General features: G+C 42.2%; 16 protein-coding genes. 8 read left to right on the top strand and 8 right to left on the bottom strand.

Annotated features, from left to right (window positions below; genetic code table 11):
• The first annotated feature begins 118 nt into the window (after positions 1-118).
• Complete coding sequence (locus ACTJJD_RS13945; protein ID WP_039166246.1) at positions 119-1,612, top strand: peptide MFS transporter; 1,494 nt, start codon at positions 119-121, stop codon at positions 1,610-1,612.
• A gap of 44 nt (positions 1,613-1,656) precedes the next feature.
• On the opposite strand, the gene ACTJJD_RS13940 is transcribed toward ACTJJD_RS13945, so the two are convergent.
• Both ACTJJD_RS13940 and ACTJJD_RS13935 read right to left on the bottom strand, forming a co-directional pair.
• Entirely contained in the window at positions 1,657-3,090 is a 1,434-nt protein-coding gene (locus ACTJJD_RS13940) for an amino acid permease (protein WP_440600327.1), read from the bottom strand.
• A gap of 288 nt (positions 3,091-3,378) precedes the next feature.
• A complete protein-coding gene (locus tag ACTJJD_RS13935; RefSeq protein ID WP_061417899.1) occupies positions 3,379-3,999 on the bottom strand; it encodes a dienelactone hydrolase family protein in 621 nt (206 codons plus the stop codon).
• Between the two features lie 361 nt (positions 4,000-4,360).
• Here ACTJJD_RS13935 and tcyA point away from each other — a divergent pair, with 361 nt between their 5' ends.
• From tcyA to ACTJJD_RS13920, 3 genes are read left to right on the top strand one after another with little or no spacing between them, the layout of a single operon-like run.
• Positions 4,361-5,176, top strand: coding sequence for a cystine ABC transporter substrate-binding lipoprotein TcyA (tcyA, locus tag ACTJJD_RS13930; protein WP_007498178.1), 816 nt, complete (start codon positions 4,361-4,363; stop codon positions 5,174-5,176).
• Positions 5,163-5,855 carry an amino acid ABC transporter permease gene (locus ACTJJD_RS13925; protein WP_285529191.1) on the top strand — a complete coding sequence of 231 codons (693 nt, stop codon included), beginning with the start codon at positions 5,163-5,165 and terminating at the stop codon, positions 5,853-5,855. Before tcyA ends, ACTJJD_RS13925 begins: the two co-directional genes overlap by 14 nt.
• 12 nt (positions 5,856-5,867) lie before the next feature.
• A complete protein-coding gene (locus tag ACTJJD_RS13920; RefSeq protein WP_007498183.1) occupies positions 5,868-6,611 on the top strand; it encodes an amino acid ABC transporter ATP-binding protein in 744 nt (247 codons plus the stop codon).
• 39 nt (positions 6,612-6,650) lie between these two features.
• Here the strand turns inward: ACTJJD_RS13920 and ACTJJD_RS13915 are convergent, their stop codons facing one another.
• From ACTJJD_RS13915 to ACTJJD_RS13905, 3 genes are all read right to left on the bottom strand, one after another.
• The gene (locus tag ACTJJD_RS13915; RefSeq protein WP_008347289.1) at positions 6,651-6,935 is read right to left on the bottom strand and encodes an AbrB/MazE/SpoVT family DNA-binding domain-containing protein; all 285 of its coding nucleotides are present in this window, start codon (positions 6,933-6,935) and stop codon (positions 6,651-6,653) included.
• 109 nt (positions 6,936-7,044) lie between these two features.
• Entirely contained in the window at positions 7,045-7,605 is a 561-nt protein-coding gene (locus ACTJJD_RS13910; RefSeq protein ID WP_008347291.1) for a class D sortase, read from the bottom strand.
• A gap of 6 nt (positions 7,606-7,611) precedes the next feature.
• Positions 7,612-11,664 carry an isopeptide-forming domain-containing fimbrial protein gene (locus tag ACTJJD_RS13905; RefSeq protein WP_440608555.1) on the bottom strand — a complete coding sequence of 1,351 codons (4,053 nt, stop codon included), beginning with the start codon at positions 11,662-11,664 and terminating at the stop codon, positions 7,612-7,614.
• Positions 11,665-12,212: 548 nt separating this feature from the next.
• On the opposite strand from ACTJJD_RS13905, the gene ACTJJD_RS13900 reads away from it, so the two are divergent.
• On the top strand, positions 12,213-12,857 hold the full coding sequence (locus ACTJJD_RS13900) for a YczE/YyaS/YitT family protein (RefSeq protein ID WP_007498187.1): 645 nt from the start codon (positions 12,213-12,215) through the stop codon (positions 12,855-12,857).
• A gap of 85 nt (positions 12,858-12,942) precedes the next feature.
• Positions 12,943-13,533 (top strand): hypothetical protein, encoded by a 591-nt coding sequence (locus tag ACTJJD_RS13895; protein ID WP_440608554.1) that lies wholly within the window; start codon positions 12,943-12,945, stop codon positions 13,531-13,533.
• Between the two features lie 25 nt (positions 13,534-13,558).
• Here the strand turns inward: ACTJJD_RS13895 and ACTJJD_RS13890 are convergent, their stop codons facing one another.
• Complete coding sequence (locus tag ACTJJD_RS13890; RefSeq protein WP_284564878.1) at positions 13,559-14,419, bottom strand: effector binding domain-containing protein; 861 nt, start codon at positions 14,417-14,419, stop codon at positions 13,559-13,561.
• Positions 14,420-14,562: 143 nt separating this feature from the next.
• On the opposite strand from ACTJJD_RS13890, the gene ACTJJD_RS13885 reads away from it, so the two are divergent.
• Positions 14,563-15,264, top strand: a complete 702-nt coding sequence (locus ACTJJD_RS13885) for a 4'-phosphopantetheinyl transferase family protein (RefSeq protein ID WP_282834093.1) — start codon at positions 14,563-14,565, stop codon at positions 15,262-15,264.
• Here the strand turns inward: ACTJJD_RS13885 and ACTJJD_RS13880 are convergent.
• Positions 15,251-16,588: an aminotransferase-like domain-containing protein gene (locus ACTJJD_RS13880; protein ID WP_284564877.1), complete on the bottom strand. Its 1,338-nt coding sequence runs from the start codon at positions 16,586-16,588 to the stop codon at positions 15,251-15,253. The two genes, ACTJJD_RS13885 and ACTJJD_RS13880, sit on opposite strands and share 14 nt — an antisense overlap.
• A 131-nt stretch (positions 16,589-16,719) precedes the next feature.
• On the opposite strand from ACTJJD_RS13880, the gene ACTJJD_RS13875 reads away from it, so the two are divergent.
• A complete protein-coding gene (locus tag ACTJJD_RS13875; RefSeq protein WP_024720178.1) occupies positions 16,720-17,634 on the top strand; it encodes a DMT family transporter in 915 nt (304 codons plus the stop codon).
• Between the two features lie 38 nt (positions 17,635-17,672).
• Here ACTJJD_RS13875 and ACTJJD_RS13870 read toward each other — a convergent pair whose 3' ends face one another.
• Positions 17,673-18,413 (bottom strand): thioesterase II family protein, encoded by a 741-nt coding sequence (locus tag ACTJJD_RS13870; protein WP_440608553.1) that lies wholly within the window; start codon positions 18,411-18,413, stop codon positions 17,673-17,675.
• Positions 18,414-18,419: the final 6 nt, after the last annotated feature.

The following is an 18,419-nucleotide window of genomic DNA, read 5'->3' as shown; positions in this document are numbered from 1 at the left end:
AGTCTTTACGCCTATTGAACTAACATTTTCCTGTTTTAGAATAGTTTTATATTGACACAAGAACTATACAAGAATATCATTTTTCTCATATCTCTTTTTTTAAGAAAGGATCTATGCCATGTCTACAATTGACCACGATAAAATTGTTAAAAGTGTTCCTCAAAAAGGGTTTTTTGGACATCCTAAAGGACTTTACACACTGTTTTTCACTGAATTTTGGGAGCGTTTTTCTTATTATGGCATGCGTGCACTGCTTATTTATTATATGTACACAGAGGTGACAAAAGGCGGTCTTGGCTTCGACCAGACAACCGCTAATTCGATCATGTCTGTCTATGGTGCGCTTGTCTACATGTCAGGCATTATTGGCGGATGGCTTGCCGACCGGGTATTTGGTTCATCCAGTACGGTCTTTTATGGCGGGGTATTCATTATGCTTGGTCATGTCATTTTGGCACTACCTAGCGGTGCAACAGCGCTCTTTATTAGTATGGGGCTGATTATTATTGGGACAGGCCTCCTAAAGCCGAACGTATCAAACATAGTCGGTGACCTGTATACAAAAACAGACCCTCGAAGGGATTCTGGATTCAGTATTTTCTATATGGGGATCAACATGGGTGGTTTTATCGCCCCATTAATTGTCGGAACACTCGGTCAAAAAGTGAATTTCCACCTTGGTTTCTCACTCGCTGCCGTTGGTATGCTTGTTGGACTGATTACGTTTGTCATCACGAAAAAGCCGAATCTTGGACTTGCCGGCACTTATGTCACAAATCCACTATCAGCTGCTGAACGCAAGAACTTCAAAATTTTCGGTACATTGATCGTGATTGTACTTGCTGTTTTTGCTGTCATCGGCATTCAAACAGGAGCGCTCACGATTAATCTATTCACTTGGTTTGTCAGTGTCCTTGGTGTGCTGATTCCAATTGTTTATTTTATTGTGATGTATTTTAGTAAAAAAACGAGTGCAGTGGAGCAGTCGAGGGTACTCGCTTATATTCCATTGTTCCTAGCTGCGGTGATGTTCTGGGCCATTCAAGAACAAGGCTCAAATATTTTAGCCACATATGCAGATCAGCGAACAAACTTGAATTTCCTTGGCATGACATTAGCCTCTTCTTGGTTCCAATCATTGAACCCAATCTTTATTGTGCTCCTGTCACCAGTATTTGCTTGGTTATGGGTCAGACTCGGTAAGAAACAGCCGTCTACCCCGATTAAATTCTCACTTGGCCTTCTGTTCGCAGGATTATCCTTTATCATTATGATCATTCCTGCCTACATGTCTGGACCACATACACTTGTAAGCCCACTATGGCTCGTTCTAAGCTTCTTCCTTGTCGTCATCGGAGAGCTTTGCTTATCACCAGTTGGGCTGTCAGCCACAACAAAACTGGCACCTGCTGCCTTCTCAGCGCAAACGATGAGCCTTTGGTTCCTTTCAAATGCAATGGCACAGGCGATCAATGCGCAAGTGGTCAAGCTGTTTGATAAAGTGCCAGAAACCGTCTATTTCGGGATCATCGGCATGCTCGCCATCATTTTATGTGGTGTCATGCTCCTGCTTACACCGGTGATTAAGAAAGCGATGAAAGGCGTGCATTAAATTGAAAAAGAAGCCTCCCAAATGGGAAGGCTTCTTTTTTTGAATTAAAACCGAATCTCATCATCTCCGTGGATTTGCAGCTGGAGCGGTTCACTTTTCACCTGATGTTTTTTCACATAGCGGTGATAGACAACATATCCAATGATCATGAGCGGTACGCCGACATACAGCCCAATCCGCTGCTCCGCATCAAAGGCAAGACTAATTAGCACAATCGAATTCAGCGTGATCGCAGTGATCGGCAGTACCGGATAAAGAGGGGTTTTAAATTTTAGGTTTTCCAGCTTTCCGCCTGCTTTCAAATATCTTCTGCGGAAAAGCAGCTGTGATAATGTAATCGTAATCCAGCCGGTTTGGGCACTCATGCCCGCAATAGACACGATCCAAGCAAAAACGGTTTTCTCTGCAAAGAATCCTGATAATAACGAAATACCTGTAAACAGGAAAGTGAGCAGTAAGGCATTCATCGGGATGCCCCGCTGATTGACTCGTCTAAACGCCTTCCCTGCCATTCCTTCCTTCGACAAAGAGTACAGCATTCTCGTAGAGGCATATAGGCCAGAGTTCGCCACAGATAATAAAGCAATGATAATGACAAAGTTCATGATATCTGCCGCATAAGGAATGCCCGTTCTCTCAAACACAGTGACAAATGGGCTTTGCAGCACACTCGCTTCTTTCCAAGGCACCATACCCGCTAAGACAAAAATAGATAAAACGAAAAAGACGAGTGTACGCCATACGGTCTGATGGATCGAACGGGGAACGGTTTTCTCAGGGTTTTCACTTTCTCCTGCCGCAATCCCGATCAGCTCTGTTCCTTGAAACGAAAAATTCACCGTGATCATCGTGACGACAACGGCAAGCAAGCCATTCGGAAACAGACCATCACTCACAAAATGACTAAAGTAAGGAGCTGGTTCCCCGCTCGTCGTTTGAATAAAACCAAACATCGCCGCTCCGCCTACGCCAATAAATAGTAAGATGGCAACAATCTTAATGGTTGAAAAGAAAAACTCGGACTCCCCGAACGCTTTCGCTGATCTGGCATTTAATAAGAACAAACACAGCCCAAATATGAGACACCAAATCCACACATCCACTTGTGGAAGCCAGCGTCTCATCAGCTGCCCTGCTGATAAAAATTCCAGCGCCACGGTGGCTGCCCAGCCAAGCCAATAAATCCAGCCAACCGCAAAACCCGCTGCAGGACTCACAAATTTCGTCGCATACGTATGAAACGACCCCGACACAGGAAGCGCGACTGACAGCTCTCCCAAACACAGCATGGTTAAATACATAATCAATCCGCCCACTATATAGGAAAGAACAGCTCCGACCGGCCCTGCTTGTCCAATCGTATAGCCTGTTCCAAGGAAAAAGCCTGTCCCAATGACACCGCCAAGAGAAATCATAAATAAATGGCGGGAGGTCATCGCCCTTTTCAATTGTTCGGGCTGATTTTGTCCAACATCCACAATGATGCCCTCCTTCTTCTAAGATGTTCTGTTATCAAAACATGTCTCCATGTGATTATTCCATTTTCAAAACAACCTACTAATTATACATCTTTTATAATAAATATGCTTCCTTCTATCGTCACTGTTTCAAAGTCTTTATTTTAGTAATGTTCGCACAACTATACGGTGATTCTGATCATTTGATAGGATGCCTTATATCCAAAAGAATTGCACGAAAAAACCAGCATGCAAACTTACATGACACACTGGTTTCATTTCCCTCTATTCGAGTCTCATTTCAAACAGTCATGAGTCATTTTTCTTTTGTAGACACTCTTTGATAAAACCATCTATATCTTGAAAGCAGCGATTTTTAGATTCAGCGTGAAAAGTCGTAGAATCTGGATTGGCGAACCCATGCTGCCCCTTTACTATTTTCACGCAAAGCTTTTCCTTTTTCTCCAAAACATTCGCAACCTCCCGAGGGTTAAAAGATGCTTCAACTTCCGGGAAAAATAACAGCGTATTGCAGGCAGGCGTCATATCGAGAAAATCTCTTATCCGTGAACCATAAAATCCAATCACTCCGGTAAACAACTGATCATATTGGCTGCATTGCCAAGCAATTGTTGCCCCCACACTAAAACCTATCAGACATATGTCTCTCTCTGCATTTTTCGTTTTTAACTCTTTTGCCACATTCAATACGATCTTTACCGATTCATCAAAACCAACTTTATTCATAAAGTAGTCATATGCCTCATTCTCACTGGCATAAGGGAAGTGTTTAGCCTGTCCTAATAAATGAGGACAATAAACCTCAAAACCAGCTTTGTCAAAATGATCGATCATACTCTTCATATGATCATTTATTCCATATATTTCGTGTACTAAAATCATGACAGGTTTTTGTTTCAATGTATGCAAATGATCACACTTCCCTTTTATTCCGTTTGTTCACTGGAGGATCTTGTACTTTAGAAAGTCATTTAAGTCGACTGATCAACACCCACATAAACTTCTTTCGATGTGAAAATCATAGCATATTTTGCCATTAAGTAGTCTATCTCACATTCTCATCAATCGAACTCTCTTCATCATCGTTTGAGAATGCGTTTGGTTTTATCCACCTTTTGTTTTGGGTATAGTTCTATCGTTTATCCGTTCAACCAGTTCAAGGCATAAAGTTGGTGAGATTCGCTCAAGCTAGTTTCAAATGCTTTACTTTTAGGTTGCTTCTCTGTAAGATCATATGTTGTAAATACCAACAAGAAAAGTGGGGAATAAAATGAAAAAAATGTTCTTTGCCATTATTTTAGGCGCTTGTGTTGCATTGATCACAGCATGTGGATCAGCTGCAAACGACAGCGCAAATAAACAATCTGGGTCTAAGGAATCAGGTGACCTTTGGAAGTCCATTCAGGATAAAGGCGTATTAACCATCGGTACAGAAGGTACATATGCTCCTTTCACCTTCCATGACAAAAAGACAGATAAATTAACTGGCTATGATGTCGAGGTCATCACAGAAGTCGCAAAACGTCTTGACTTAAAACCAGAATTCAAAGAAACACAATGGGACAGCATGTTTGCTGGTCTGAATTCAAAACGTTTTGATGTGGTAGCGAACCAAGTTGGTAAAACTGGACGTGAAAATCAATATGATTTCTCTGATAAATACACAACATCTCAAGCCATTGTTGTGACAAAATCAGATAACAATGACATCAAGAAACTTTCTGATGTGAAAGGCAAAAAAGCAGCACAATCATTAACAAGTAACTACAACAAATTAGCTACAGATGCTGGCGCTAAAATTGAAGGGGTTGAAGGTCTTGCACAATCCATTCAATTGATTCAGCAAGGACGTGCTGATTTGACGTTCAATGACAAATTGGCTGTCTTGAATTACTTGAAAACAAGCGGTAACAAAAACCTAAAAGTTGCATTTGAAACAGGAGATCCACAAGAAACGTATTTTGCCTTCAGAAAAGGCAGCGGCGAAGTCGTTGACAAAGTGAATGGCGCACTAAAAGAAATGAAGAAAGATGGTACACTCGCTAAGATTTCTAAGAAATGGTTTGGTGAAGATGTTACAAAATAATATCCTCGGAGTCGTCATTCCGTGGGATCTTCTTCAGCAATCTTTTTGGCCAATGGTGATGCAGGGAATTTATTATACAATTCCCCTCGCCATCATTGCTTTTATCATTGGTCTTTTTATTGCGCTTGTGACAGCTCTTGCTAGAATGTCTAAAATCAAAGCGCTCAGATGGATTTTTTCTATCTATGTGTCGGCTGTTCGGGGAACGCCGCTTTTTGTGCAATTGTTTATTATTTTCTATTTCTTTCCGACATTTAATATCACACTTGATCCATATCCAAGTGCTATCATCGCTTTTTCTTTAAACATAGGTGCGTATGCTTCGGAAATTATTCGTGCATCCGTCCTCTCTGTTCCAAAAGGACAATGGGAAGCGGGGTATTCGATTGGGATGACCCATCGCAAAACGCTCGTCCGCGTGATTTTACCGCAGGCAGTGCGTGTATCGATTCCGCCGCTGTCTAATTCATTCATTAGTTTGGTGAAAGATACATCGCTTGCCTCCCAAATCCTCGTGGCAGAGATGTTCCGTAAATCACAGGAAATTGCTGCGGCGAACTTGGATCAAATTTTATTTATTTATATGGAAGCAGCCCTGATTTATTGGGTATTCTGCTTCATTCTATCGCTCGTTCAACACCAAATTGAAAAACGACTTGATCGATATGTCGCAAGGTAAGGAGGGAACGACATGCTAACAGTCAAAGGCTTAAACAAATCCTTTGGTGAAAATGAGATTTTAAAGTCGATTGATTTTACGATCAACAAAGGGCAGGTTGTGGCGATTCTTGGTCCATCAGGTTCAGGAAAAACAACGATGCTTCGCTGTTTAAATGCACTTGAAATTCCAAATGCCGGCTCCTTTACCTTCGATGATTTCTCGATTGATTTTTCTAAAAAAAATAAACAAGCTGATTTGCTCAAGCTTCGCCGGAAGTCAGGCATGGTGTTTCAAGATTATCATCTGTTCCCGCATCGCACTGTTCTTGAGAATGTGATGGAAGGTCCAGTCCAAGTCCAGCGCCGTCCGAAAGAAGCGGTGCGAAAAGAAGCGATTCAGCTCCTGCAAAAGGTAGGACTTGAGGATAAAAAAGATTTGTATCCCTTCCAGCTGTCAGGCGGTCAAAAGCAGCGTGTCGGCATTGCCCGTGCACTTGCCATTCAGCCAGAGCTTATGCTTTTTGATGAACCAACCTCTGCGCTTGATCCTGAGCTTGTCGGGGAAGTCTTAAAGGTCATGAAAGATTTAGCGAAAGAAGGCTGGACAATGGCGGTTGTCACACATGAAATCAAGTTTGCCCAAGAAGTGGCGGACGAAGTGATTTTTATTGATGGCGGCGTGATCGTCGAACAAGGTCCTCCTGAAGAAATCTTCAAAAGGCCAAAGGAAGAACGAACAAAGCAATTTTTAAACCGGATTTTGAATCCAGTATGATCAAAAAGGCTGCTCTCACTTGATGAGAACAGCCTTTTTTTATATCTCTTTTTTCAGGCGAAGCGCCAATAAGTCTTGAAGGAGCAGTCTCGCTCCCTCTGGACTGATGACCACTCCACCCGATAGCACTTTGTTGGAGTTTGTCACTTCTCCTGTGACGATACAGGGCTTGTCCTGCCAATACGGCTTCATCACAATGTGACCTTCTTCTTGATAGATCTCCACCATATCTCGGGGATGAATTTTCAACCTTTTTCTTATATCTGTTGGCAGGACAATTCTTCCGACGTTATCTATATACTTTACATAGTCTTTACTTAACAAATTGACCCCCCCTGCATCTCTAGATATGATATAGACGATTCCCTGTTTATCTAGGGATTAAGCGCTCTAATCGGTTAATGAAAGAAGGAGCTGCAGGCTGATCCAATGGCTAAACACGCTTCCCATATATGATATATCTGTTTGGTGCAGGACCAATGAAAGAAAAAGGATAACATGTGGTGAGGATAAGTTCTTCCTTTTCCTGTTGTAGTGTAATAATACTTTGATCATCTTTTTTCACAATCTTTGTTTTCTCAATTTCATAGGTAAATCGACCGTATGAAAGCTCAATAACGAGTTGATCCCCTTTCACAAGTTCTCCTGTTCGTCTAAACACAGTATCACGATGCCCAGATAAAACGATTTGTCCCTGTTCATTAGGAAAATAGCTCTCGTGATAATGACCAACCCCCTTTGCCAAATCCTCCGCCGCTGTTCCTTCTACAATTGGTAACTCAGCTTTTAACTTTGGAATGTGCAATAGCCCAATGGTTTCACCAGCCTTCGGCACAAAAGGGGAATCCGCTTTCCCCTTTTGCTGGATGGCTGCTTGTGCAGACTGGAATGACTGATCTACTTGTCTTTGTCCATCAACGATTTTCATATATCCTACAATCACAAGACAAATACCTGCTGTAATCAATAGAGCTGAGATGATTTTTTGAAACATGGACGATTATCCGTTTCTTTTTCTTCTTTTCCATACAATAAGGGATGCACCTATTAGTACAAGTGCAAATCCTGCTAGTAAAAGGTTGTACATCTCTGTTGCAGTGTTCGGAAGATGATGACCAGGTGTATCCGGTTCTGAATGAGAAGGCTGCTCTGGATTTGCTGGCACCCCTGGCACATGCGGCGGCGGTACTACCGTTGTTGAGTTTTCAGGTTTGTCTGGTTCGTCAACATTATCACCCTTCACAACTGCGATATTTTGAATGGTTTTACCTTCAGATCCTTTCGTGACCTTCGCTTCAAAAGTCACCGTATGCCAGTCTGTGTCTTTGATATCACCAAATTGTCCGGTGACTGTGCCTTTTGTGTAGTCTCCGTTGTCGTCATCTTTTGCATCTGTGACAGCTTGTCCATCTACTTTTAATGTCCCTTCGACATATTCAAGACCTTCTGGCAGTCGATCTGCGATGACTAAATCTTTGATGATACTGTCTTCTACACTATTTTTTGTTTTGATGGTGTAAAGAAGGGTGTCGCCTACCTGAACTTGTTTTTCATTTGTATTGCCTTTTGCTTTTTGAGAGATTTCAGATATTTTTTCTGATTCAAGCTTTGGATCTCTTGGATCAATGTTTGTTTCCGTTGTCGGCTCATCTGGCGGCGTGTTTTCGCCTGTTACTTTCGCTGTGTTTTGAATGCTTTTACCTGATTGGCCTTTAGCAACCTTCGCTTCAAAAGTAACCGTATGCCAGTCTGTGTCTTTAATATCACCAAATTGACCGGTCACTGTGCCTTTTGTGTAGTCTCCGTTGTCATCATCTTTTGCATCTGTGACGGCTTGGTCATCTACTTTTAGTGACCCTTCGACGTATTCAAGACCTTCTGGCAGTTGATCTGCGACGACTAAATCTTTGATGATACTGTCTTCTACACTATTTTTTGTTTTGATGGTGTAAAGAAGGGTGTCGCCTACCTGAACTTGTTTTTCATTTGTATTGCCTTCTGCTTTTTGAGAGATCTCAGATGTTTTTTCTGATTCAAGCTTTGGATCTCTTGGATCAATATTTGTTTCGGTTGTCGGCTCATCTGGCGGCGTGTTTTCGCCTGTTACTTTCGCTGTGTTTTGAATGGTTTTACCTGCTTGTCCTTTGGCTACTTTCGCCTCAAACGTCACAGTATGCCAGTCCGTGTCTTTGATATCACCAAATTGTCCGGTGACTGTGCCTTTTGTGTAATCTCCGTTATCGGCATCTTTTGCATCTGTGACAGCTTGTCCATCTACTTTTAATGACCCTTCGACGTATTCAAGACCTTCTGGCAGTTTATCTGAAATCACGAGATTTTCGACGATGCTGTCCTCTTCAAGATTCTTTGTTTTGATCGTATAAAGAAGGGTATCGCCTACCTGTGGTGTTTTTTCATCTGTGTTCCCTTCTGCTTTTTTCTGAATGCTCGCTGTCTTTTCTGATGCTAGTTTTGGATCACGAGGATAAATTTCTGTCTTCGTTGTTGGATCATCTGGCGGCGTGTTTTTACCTGTTACTTCGGCAGTGTTTTGAATGTCTTGACCAGCCTGTCCCTTTTCAACTGTCACTTCAAACGTCACGGTATGCCAGTCTGTGTCCTTCACATTACCAAAATAACCTGTGACCTTTCCATCTGTGTAGTCACCGCTATCGTCGTCTTTCACATCTGTAACGGATTCTCCATCAATTTCAAGAGACCCAGCGACATACTTCAGCCCTTTTGGTAATTGATCTGAGATCACTAGATTTTCCACAAGGCTGTCTTCTATCGTGTTCTTTGTTTTAATTGTATAAAGCAGGGTATCTCCCACTTCTGGATGCTTCTCATCTTTGTTACCTTCTGCTTTTTTCTGCAAGACGGCTGATTTTTCAGAAGTCAGCTTCGGGTCTCGAGGATAGATTTCTGTTTTTGTTGTCGGATCGTCTGGAGGTGTGTTGTCACCTGTGACACTGGCTGTATTTTGAATATCTTTACCAGATTGTCCTTTTTCAACCGTGACCTCAAAGGTCACTGTATGCCAGTCTGTATCTTTAATGTCACCGAATTGTCCTGAGACGGTTCTGTTTGTGACATCACCATTGTCTTGATCTTTCTCATCTGTGACCGCTTGTCCGTCTACCTCAAGGGAATTCGGCACATACGCTAATCCTTCCGGCAGTTCATCCGAAATCACTAAGTTTTCAACGAGACTGTCTTCTATCGTATTCTTAGTTTTAATCGTATAAAGAAGGGTATCTCCGACCTCTGGATGCTTCTCATCTGTATTACCATCTGCTTTTTTCTGCAAGACGGCTGATTTTTCAGAAGTCAGCTTCGGGTCTCGAGGATAGATTTCTATATTCGTTGTCGGCTTGTCTGGCGGTGTGTTGCCGGTTGTGACATTGGCTGTATTTTGAATGTCTTTGCCTGCCTGACCTTTTTCAACTGTGACTTCAAACGTCACGGTATGCCATTTCACATCTTTCACTTCACCGAACGTTCCAGTGACAGTTCCATCTGTCATATCACCGTTGTCGTCATCTTTTGTATCTGTGACTGGATTCCCATCTACCTGTAGAGAATTTGGTACATAAGATAATCCTTGAGGTAACTTATCAGAAATCACAAGGTCTTCTATTACACTATCTTCAACAGCGTTACGGGCTTGAATGGTATACAGCAATGTGTCGCCTACTTCTGGATGCTTCTCATCTGTATTACCATCTGCTTTTTTCTGTAAGACCGCTGATTTTTCCGATTCAAGCTTTGGATCACGAGGATAAATTTCTATATTTGTTGTTGGTTTGTCTGGTGGTGTATTATCCCCTTCGACATTCGCTGTATTTTGAATATCCTTGCCAGCTTGACCTTTTGCTACTTTCGCTTCAAATGTCACGGTGTGCCAATCAGTGTCTTTCACATCACCTATTTGACCTGTCACAGTGCCGTTTGTATAATCACCTTTGTCTTGATCTTTGGCATCAGTTACGCTTGTACCGTCTACCTTAAGAGATCCAGAAACATAGGTTAAACTACTCGGAAGATTATCTGATATGGTCAGATTCTTAAGAACGCCGTATTGCACCGTATTTTTTGCTCTAATTGTATAAAGCAAAGTGTCGCCTACTTCTGGATTCTTTTCATCTGTGTTGCCTTCTGCTTTTTTCTGTAAAGCAACCGATTTTTCTGATTCAAGGTTAGGCGGATATGGATCGAATTCGGGCTTCACACGTGAAGCTAAGTCGTAAGATAATGAATCACCTGCAGTGCCCATATATGTTGTACTTAATGTTTTCGCATCAAGTGTAAAAAGAGTAGAATGACCAATAGAGTCATCTTTTCCTGATTGTAATAGCATTTGTCCATTTGGCAAAAAGCTAATTCCTCGTACTCCTCCCTCAATAGGTTTACCATCTGCATTTGTGATTGGAATCACTCGAATGACTTCAGCTGTTTCAGGATTCATTTGCGCAATGGACCCACTGGTATTAGATGCGAACCAAAGATAGCCATCCTTATCGACTACAAGGTCTCCGCCAATGTCTCCGCCAATGCCAGGGCCAACGTCATAACCAACAATTTTCTTGGCCGTTTTTTGACCAGTTGCTAAGTCGTACGTTGCAAGGTAGGGTTCTCCACCAACCTCATACGAATGAATATATTTACCGTTATAAACAACGGCATTAGGCGCTCTTCCGCCTAAAACACCTACACGCTCTGCTTGTCCAGTGGTCGCATTTATTTTATAAAGAACTGGCTCTCCACTTGCTGTCGTAGTTGCATACACAGTGTTTTCTTGGTCATTCACAGCAACACCGTTCACTACAGTCGAATTAATTCCCTTCACCTGTACACTAGCCTTTACGTTTGTTGGATTTTGCCCATCAAGCTGATAAAGAACTAACTTCCCATTTCCAATCATGTAGGAATCTGCGTTATTGACAACCACCGTCCCAGCGGCTTTCGTAACAGGTGGCGAAACTGTTAATAAATTCCCAGCAATCAGCACCAATATAAGAAATAATTGACTCGTTCTTTTTAATATGTTCATTTTTTTTAACATCCCCTTTTCCCTGCTCTAAATCATAATGGTATGTACCAGTTCACCTCCCACACTTTGGTAAAGAATATCAGTAACATTTCAGAACCCTCAACATGACCAAAAGACTATTTTCGACAAAAATAGCCCTTTGGTCATATACAGCTTTCGACATCTGATCCATCTATGTTTTTTCCAATAAAACAAGTTTTTTTATCGTGTATCAAATATTTTATCTATCAATAAAAACAGGCCTAACGACGCAATTTACATACAATCTATTCTATTTTATCTTGAATATTCTTTAATTGGATAAAGGTTGGTTTTTTGTCATTTTATATTGAATTTTTTTCTTGTTTTCATAAAAATTGTTAATTATTGGTTCGCTTTGTTAAAAAAAACAATTCAAAAGTCTTGCTCCAACATTTGATGTTTTCTGCTCTTTTTATGGAAAAAATTCTTTTTATCGAGTAAGCGATTACAATTGAGCAAAGCCATTTAAAGGGGCGTGCGAGTATGTTACGATTGAAATCGAGTGTTTAAGAAAGAAGGGAAAGCTTTTGAAGCGGGAACATCTTTTACGTTGGTTTTTTTATTTTGTTGGATTGATTGTACTTGCTTTTGGACTATCGCTGACAGTGAAAGGAAAAATCCTTGGCATTGGTCCTTGGGACGCTTTTCATTATGGACTGTTTCAGCATTTTGGTTTAACCATTGGACAATGGTCCATCATTATTGGTGCACTCATTGTGACACTGACATCTGTTTTCACGAAATCTTTTCCAAAGATCGGCGCCCTTCTCAATATGGTGCTGATCGGCGTGTTTATTGATTTCTTTAATGCAGTATTACCTGCACCACATGGGTATTTACCTGCTTTATATGTGTTTATTACGGGCGTGATTGTGTCTGGGTATGGCGTTGGCATTTATGTCTCAGCTAATCTTGGCGCTGGGCCAAGGGATTCATTAATGCTGCTCATCTCAGCAAAAACGGGGCTGAACGTACAGTGGGTTCGAAATGGTATTGAGTTAACCGTGCTTCTATTTGCATGGATGCTCGGCGGACCGATTGGCATTGGAACGATTCTGACCGCCATCTTTACAGGACTCGTCCTTCGCTTTTCCTTGCCGCAATCAACTCGGCTTCTGCAGCTGCTCATTACAAAAACAGCGGAGAAACCTGTTCAAACCCTTACCCGATAAGAACAAGCCATTCTACTAAATGAATGGCTTGTTTTGTGCTAAACTAAATAGACGCAATATTCTAAAAACAGGAGATGATCCTCTGATGCAGCTTTTCCATTATCATTACTGGACACCATTTGTTGAGGAGATGGAGAAGGCGTACACCTCATTAGACTTTGAAGTAAAGGGGCGTTTCGCAAAGGAAGGTTCCTTTCCCCCTCCGCTTACATGGGATGATTTTAGAGAGAAGAAGCCCTCTTTCCGAATCATTGAGATGAGAAAGGGACAGATCAATATCACATTTGGTTATAGTAAAAAAGTCCTTTTTGATCACATCGGCTTTCTAGTGACTGATGATGAATATGATCAGTTGCTGGTACAAGCACAAAAGAGAAACTGTGCAATCCAGACTGGGGAGCGAAGAACGTTTCTTTCTACACCTATGCGCTTAAGGCTTGAATTGCAGCGGCGGACAGATGTGATTGAAACTGGTGAAGAAGCAATTGCCGAGATGACGATCGCAGTACCTGATTTGACTCATACACCTGCGGTCGATCAGTTGCTGGACGGTCTGACACAACCTATTCATTGGAAAAAGGGAGAACGTCTCTCTTTACTTGAAGTGAAGATGATGGATTCTCATGGGATGAATACGACCGATCCAAACGGTGTTCACGTCCTCACACAAGGATAAAAAGCAGCGAGATACGCTGCCTTTTTTATGATTGTTTACGGATTGGAATCCAAATCAATGTCACATGATCTGGAGAATTTATCTCTCCATCTAAAGGATACGTTTCCATCTCCATTCCCCCAGCATGCTCATATCCTGAGGCAGGAAACCATTCTGTGAAAATACGTGTCCATGTTGAATGCACAGCGGTTTCGACAGGCCCCTTTGACTGAAATACAGCCCACGTACTGGCCGGAATCTGCTCGACTGTCATGGTCGAATCTGGTTCTTCCTCACCTTGCTCAATCCCAATGATATAGTCAAATGTTTCAAGCGTTTCATCAAAATGCGCACATACACCGATATATCCGAGTTCTCCAGCTGCATGAGCCAGTGAATCCGTCCATCCTTCTTGATTGACACGCTTCCAAAAGGCGGGAATATCCTGTTTGTTTTGGCTATTCTTTGTTGTTGTCTTTAGTCTTCTGCCCATGATTAAAAATGAATCCTTTTCCACAATTCGATAATGCATCGGTTCGACTCCTTTTATTTGAAGTTCGAAGGAGAGACGGGGGTAGGCTTTCACTGTATACTCGCCTGTTTTCACTGCTGCCGGTGTATATCCGTGATGCCGCTTGAAGGCTTTCGCAAACGACTCTGGGGTTTCATAGCCATACTTCACCGCCGCATCAATGACTTTCACTTGCTTGGTCATGAATTCTTCTGCCGCAAGGGTTAATCGTCTTTTGCGAATATATTCTGCTACTGCAATTCCCGTCAGCATATGGAATAGCCGCTGATAATGAAATTTAGACATACAGGCGGCCTCTGCCACTTCTTCGATCTGCAAAGGCTGATCCAGCCTCTCTTCCATATAATTGATACTATCCATGATCAAGTGAATCATTTTTCCCTCTCCTTCCTTTTCCACTATATCGAGAACCGCCCGCACCTTCCTGTCATTTTGTGCTTTCATTGAACAGGATGTCTGTTTCTCTTTTGCATGTGTTCATCCAATGGTACAATAAATGTAAAAAATTGAGGTCCGTTATGAAGATTTTCGCTATTCAATTACAACCTTTAGATGATAAAAATGCACGAAAACAAATAGAACAGCTGAAGCCTTTTGTGTCACTTGAAAAACGCGCCGCCGCTGAGCGCTTTCGTTTTTTGATCGATGCAAGAAGAACGCTTTTAGGTGAGGTACTGATTCGTCACATCATTCATGAGATGTACGCACTGCCAATGGAACAGATCATTTTTGAAACAGAAGGGAATGGAAAGCCTGTTGTCCGGCAAATTCCTTCTTTTCATTTTAATCTTTCTCACTCTGGTGATTGGGTCGTGGGCGCAGTAGATGATGCGCCTGTTGGCATTGATATTGAAGAGATCAAACCGATTGATTTAGCCATTGCCGAGCGATTTTTTTCAGCTGACGAATATCAAGATTTACTCTCACAGCCGGCAGAACGGCAGGAAGCCTATTTCTTTCATTTATGGTCCATGAAGGAGGCTTTTATCAAGCTGACAGGGAAGGGAATATCCTATGGTCTTTCATCCTTTACCGCTCGCTTGTCAGAGGATGGACAGGCTACTTTGAGATTACCTGATCACGAAGCCCCTTGCGTTGTCCAAACATATTCACTTGATCCTGCCTACCAAATGGCGGTTTGTACAAGAAAACCCGCTGCGGCTGAGCACGTCGAGATACTCACTTGTGAGAACATGCTGTCTCGCCTTAATAACGTGTGATTTGTTGAAGTGATGACTTTAACAAACCGACGCCTCGTGCGATTTCCTCTTCTTTTACATGCCAAATGTTCAGCTGAAGTATAGGCTCCTTTTGATAAGTAGAAATGAAATGGCGGTCAATCGGCTGAACCATCACAGAAGCCTTTTTTAGCTGCTGAATGAGCTGATTCATCGGAATGGACCGGTCGACACGAATGTGGGTATGGGTCGCTGGCTCCTCTTCTCCCAGCTCATAAGCGCCTTGATCATTTTTCAAACAGGCCACAAGTTGTTTGGATCGAGCTCTATAGGTCGCCTGCATCCTTTCTCTATGACGCTCAAACATCCCGCTTTTCAAATAAATTTCTAAAGCAGCCTGCGACAGCATCGAGCTGTCGATATCAATCAGCCGTTTATGTTCACTGAAGGGGCCAATCAGCTCGTTTGGTAAGACGACAGCACCTGTTCTAAGCCCTGGAAAAATGATTTTTGAGAAGCTTTTTAAATAAATGACCTTCCCCGCCTGATCATATGAATAAATCGGGTCTCTTTTTGTATCGAATTCTAAATCAGCCAAATAATCATCTTCAACGATGTAGACATCATATGCTTCGGCAAGGGCTGCAATCGCTATTTTTTCTTGTTTCGACAGACTCGTTCCAAGCGGGTTTTGAAACCTTGGCATCGTATAGAAAAAGCGAATATCCTCCTCTCGGAAGATACGCTCCAATTCCTGAAGATCGAGTCCTTTTTCCTTACGCTGAATCCCCCGGACAGGCAGCTGGTTTTTCTCTAAGTATTGGAGGAATAGGTGATAGCCTGGCTGTTCGACCAATATGGTCTGTTTTCCATTTGGAAACGGGATGGTGCTTAAAATCGATAAAGCCAGCTGAATACCAGAGGTCATAACGATCTGTTCTGGAGAGGCAAACACTTGATAATCCGTTAAACGCTTTGAAATGATTGGCAGTAAAGATGGTAATCCATTGGTGGTGCCATAGATAAATAAATCATTTTGATACAGATCAATCGCTTGATTGATGCAGTGCTGAAAATCGACATATGGAAACACAATGGGATCAGGCGCAGAGGAAGCAAAATCAATCCATGTGCTGCCCTTCTTAACGGCTGACTGATTGGTTTTCACGACAAAATAGCCACTTCTTTCTACAGAGTACAGCAAGTGTTCACGCTCTAATGTGTCTAGTGCTTTTATGACAGTGCTTTTGCTCACAGCATATTCAGCCGCTAAGTGACGAATGGATGGAATTTTCATTCCAGCATTGTATTCACTGCTCTCGATTTTGTTTTTTATATTCAACACAAGCTGATCATATTTCCTCACAGTACTACCCTCCTTGTACCGGTACAGATATCAATAACTCTTATTGTACACTTTACTTGATCCGTTTACGATAAAAAGACAGAACCGGTCAATTCAACTGAAGCATGCATGCTCTTGTAAGGAGAATTCTGATGGATATGTCAAAACAAAAAGCGTATGCTGCCTCGATCGCATACGCCTGTATAATTGGTTTTTCATTCTTGTTTGTCAAAGTGGCTTTAGCATCAGCGAATCCGATTGATGTATTGGCACACCGATTTACCGTTTCTTTCGCAGCCGCTCTTTTGTTATTTCCATTTTTACGAAAAAAGTACCGTTTTTCCATTCAATGGCGTGATCTTATTTACATTGTGCCATTTTCCTTGCTTTATCCTGTGTTGTTTTTTGCATTTCAAGTGTGGGGGCTGATGTTCACCTCTTCATCAGAGGCTGGCATTATTCAGGCGACCATCCCCATTTTGACAATGGTGCTGGCAGCATGGTGTTTAAAAGAACGTCCTACCTCGATTCAGGTGCTGTTTACCATTCTTTCTGTGTCCGGCGTGATGCTCCTCTTTGTGGTGAAGGGAATTGATGTGAAACATTCTCATCTCATTGGTTATGTGCTAATCTTACTTTCAGCCTTATCATCCAGTGCCTATAGCGTATTTGCCAGGGTGATGACACGGCGATTCCATGTCATTGAACTGACTTTCGTGATGACATTCTTTGGATTTGTCTTCTTTAATGCTGCTGCTCTCATTCGGCACTCGGTAAATGCTACACTACCGCAGTTTTTCAGTCCGTTTACGCAGCCATCCTTTGTATGGTCTATGCTCTTTTTAGGCATTCTCTCATCACTGCTCACAGCGTATTTATCAAACTATGCTCTTTCCCACCTTGAAGCAGCAAAGGTGAGTATCTTTAACAATCTTTCTGCTTTCATTACCATTGCCGCTGGCGTGCTTATTTTACATGAAACGATTGATATGGTTCACCTCATCGGGGCTGTGCTCGTCATTGGCGGAGTGATTGGCGGGAATGTGGTGAGGAAGGGGAATTCTTAAAGAAAACGGCCCTCGTTTGACGGGGCCGTTGTTTTCTTTTATTGGCTGATGAATTGCCTTTTTGTTGTCTGCTCAATGACATGCCTCATATGTTCTGCGAACTGCTCGAGGTGTGTGTTGATATACATGTGGCCTCCTTCGAAATCAGTGCGTTCGATGGAGTTTGCCCATGTTAGCCAGCCGGCTGCGTCTTCCATGCATTTTTTATCTTGCTTTCCGTTCAATAAATAAACGGGTGATTCAATGATCGTTTTGTCCGTATGCTGGAAGGATTCTAATGCTTGATAGTCGGCACGTAAGGATGGTGTAAAGTAATCCATCATTGGCTTGTTCTCTAACAATTCCTTTGGAATCCCGCCCATTTCAGCGATATGCTGAACAAATGCTTCATTCGATAAATGGGTCAATATTTGTCTTTTTGTTTGTGGCGGCTGAATGGCAGAAATGACAACTGCTGCCGGATCGATGCCTTCCTTTTCTAGCAGCTGAGTCAGCCTGTACACCACAAGTCCGCCCATGGAATGTCCGAACAAAATAAATGGACGGTTTAATTTGCCTGTCAGTCCTTCTTTATACAATTCAGCCAGCCGGTCAATGCTTGTTTCAAGCGGCATGAGGTTCGTTCCATGACCCGGAGGCTCTGCTGCTGTCACTTCGGCCGTGTCCTTCAGCTGTTCAAAGAGCGGACGGTAAGAGGCGGAATATCCGCCTGCAAAAGGAAAACAAATAAGCTGAATCAGATCTGATTTTTTTTCAAAGGTTTTAAATAATTGGTTCATACGTCC

Source organism: Bacillus sp. 22446 (genome assembly GCF_052044955.1).
Lineage (GTDB): Bacteria > Bacillota > Bacilli > Bacillales > Bacillaceae > Bacillus > Bacillus altitudinis.
Note: the sequence above shows the minus strand (reverse complement) of the source record. Positions and strands in the feature narration are given on the sequence as shown.

Excerpts from the sequence above, each read along its gene's own strand:
- ACTJJD_RS13945 (WP_039166246.1), top strand. The coding sequence starts at position 119 with ATGTCTACAATTGACCACGATAAAATTGTTAAAAGTGTTCCTCAAAAA.
- tcyA (WP_007498178.1), top strand. The coding sequence starts at position 4,361 with ATGAAAAAAATGTTCTTTGCCATTATTTTAGGCGCTTGTGTTGCATTG.
- ACTJJD_RS13925 (WP_285529191.1), top strand. The coding sequence starts at position 5,163 with ATGTTACAAAATAATATCCTCGGAGTCGTCATTCCGTGGGATCTTCTT.
- ACTJJD_RS13920 (WP_007498183.1), top strand. The coding sequence starts at position 5,868 with ATGCTAACAGTCAAAGGCTTAAACAAATCCTTTGGTGAAAATGAGATT.
- ACTJJD_RS13910 (WP_008347291.1), bottom strand. The coding sequence starts at position 7,605 with ATGTTTCAAAAAATCATCTCAGCTCTATTGATTACAGCAGGTATTTGT.
- ACTJJD_RS13905 (WP_440608555.1), bottom strand. The coding sequence starts at position 11,664 with ATGAACATATTAAAAAGAACGAGTCAATTATTTCTTATATTGGTGCTG.
- ACTJJD_RS13895 (WP_440608554.1), top strand. The coding sequence starts at position 12,943 with ATGCAGCTTTTCCATTATCATTACTGGACACCATTTGTTGAGGAGATG.
- ACTJJD_RS13890 (WP_284564878.1), bottom strand. The coding sequence starts at position 14,419 with ATGATTCACTTGATCATGGATAGTATCAATTATATGGAAGAGAGGCTG.
- ACTJJD_RS13885 (WP_282834093.1), top strand. The coding sequence starts at position 14,563 with ATGAAGATTTTCGCTATTCAATTACAACCTTTAGATGATAAAAATGCA.
- ACTJJD_RS13875 (WP_024720178.1), top strand. The coding sequence starts at position 16,720 with ATGGATATGTCAAAACAAAAAGCGTATGCTGCCTCGATCGCATACGCC.
- ACTJJD_RS13870 (WP_440608553.1), bottom strand. The coding sequence starts at position 18,413 with ATGAACCAATTATTTAAAACCTTTGAAAAAAAATCAGATCTGATTCAG.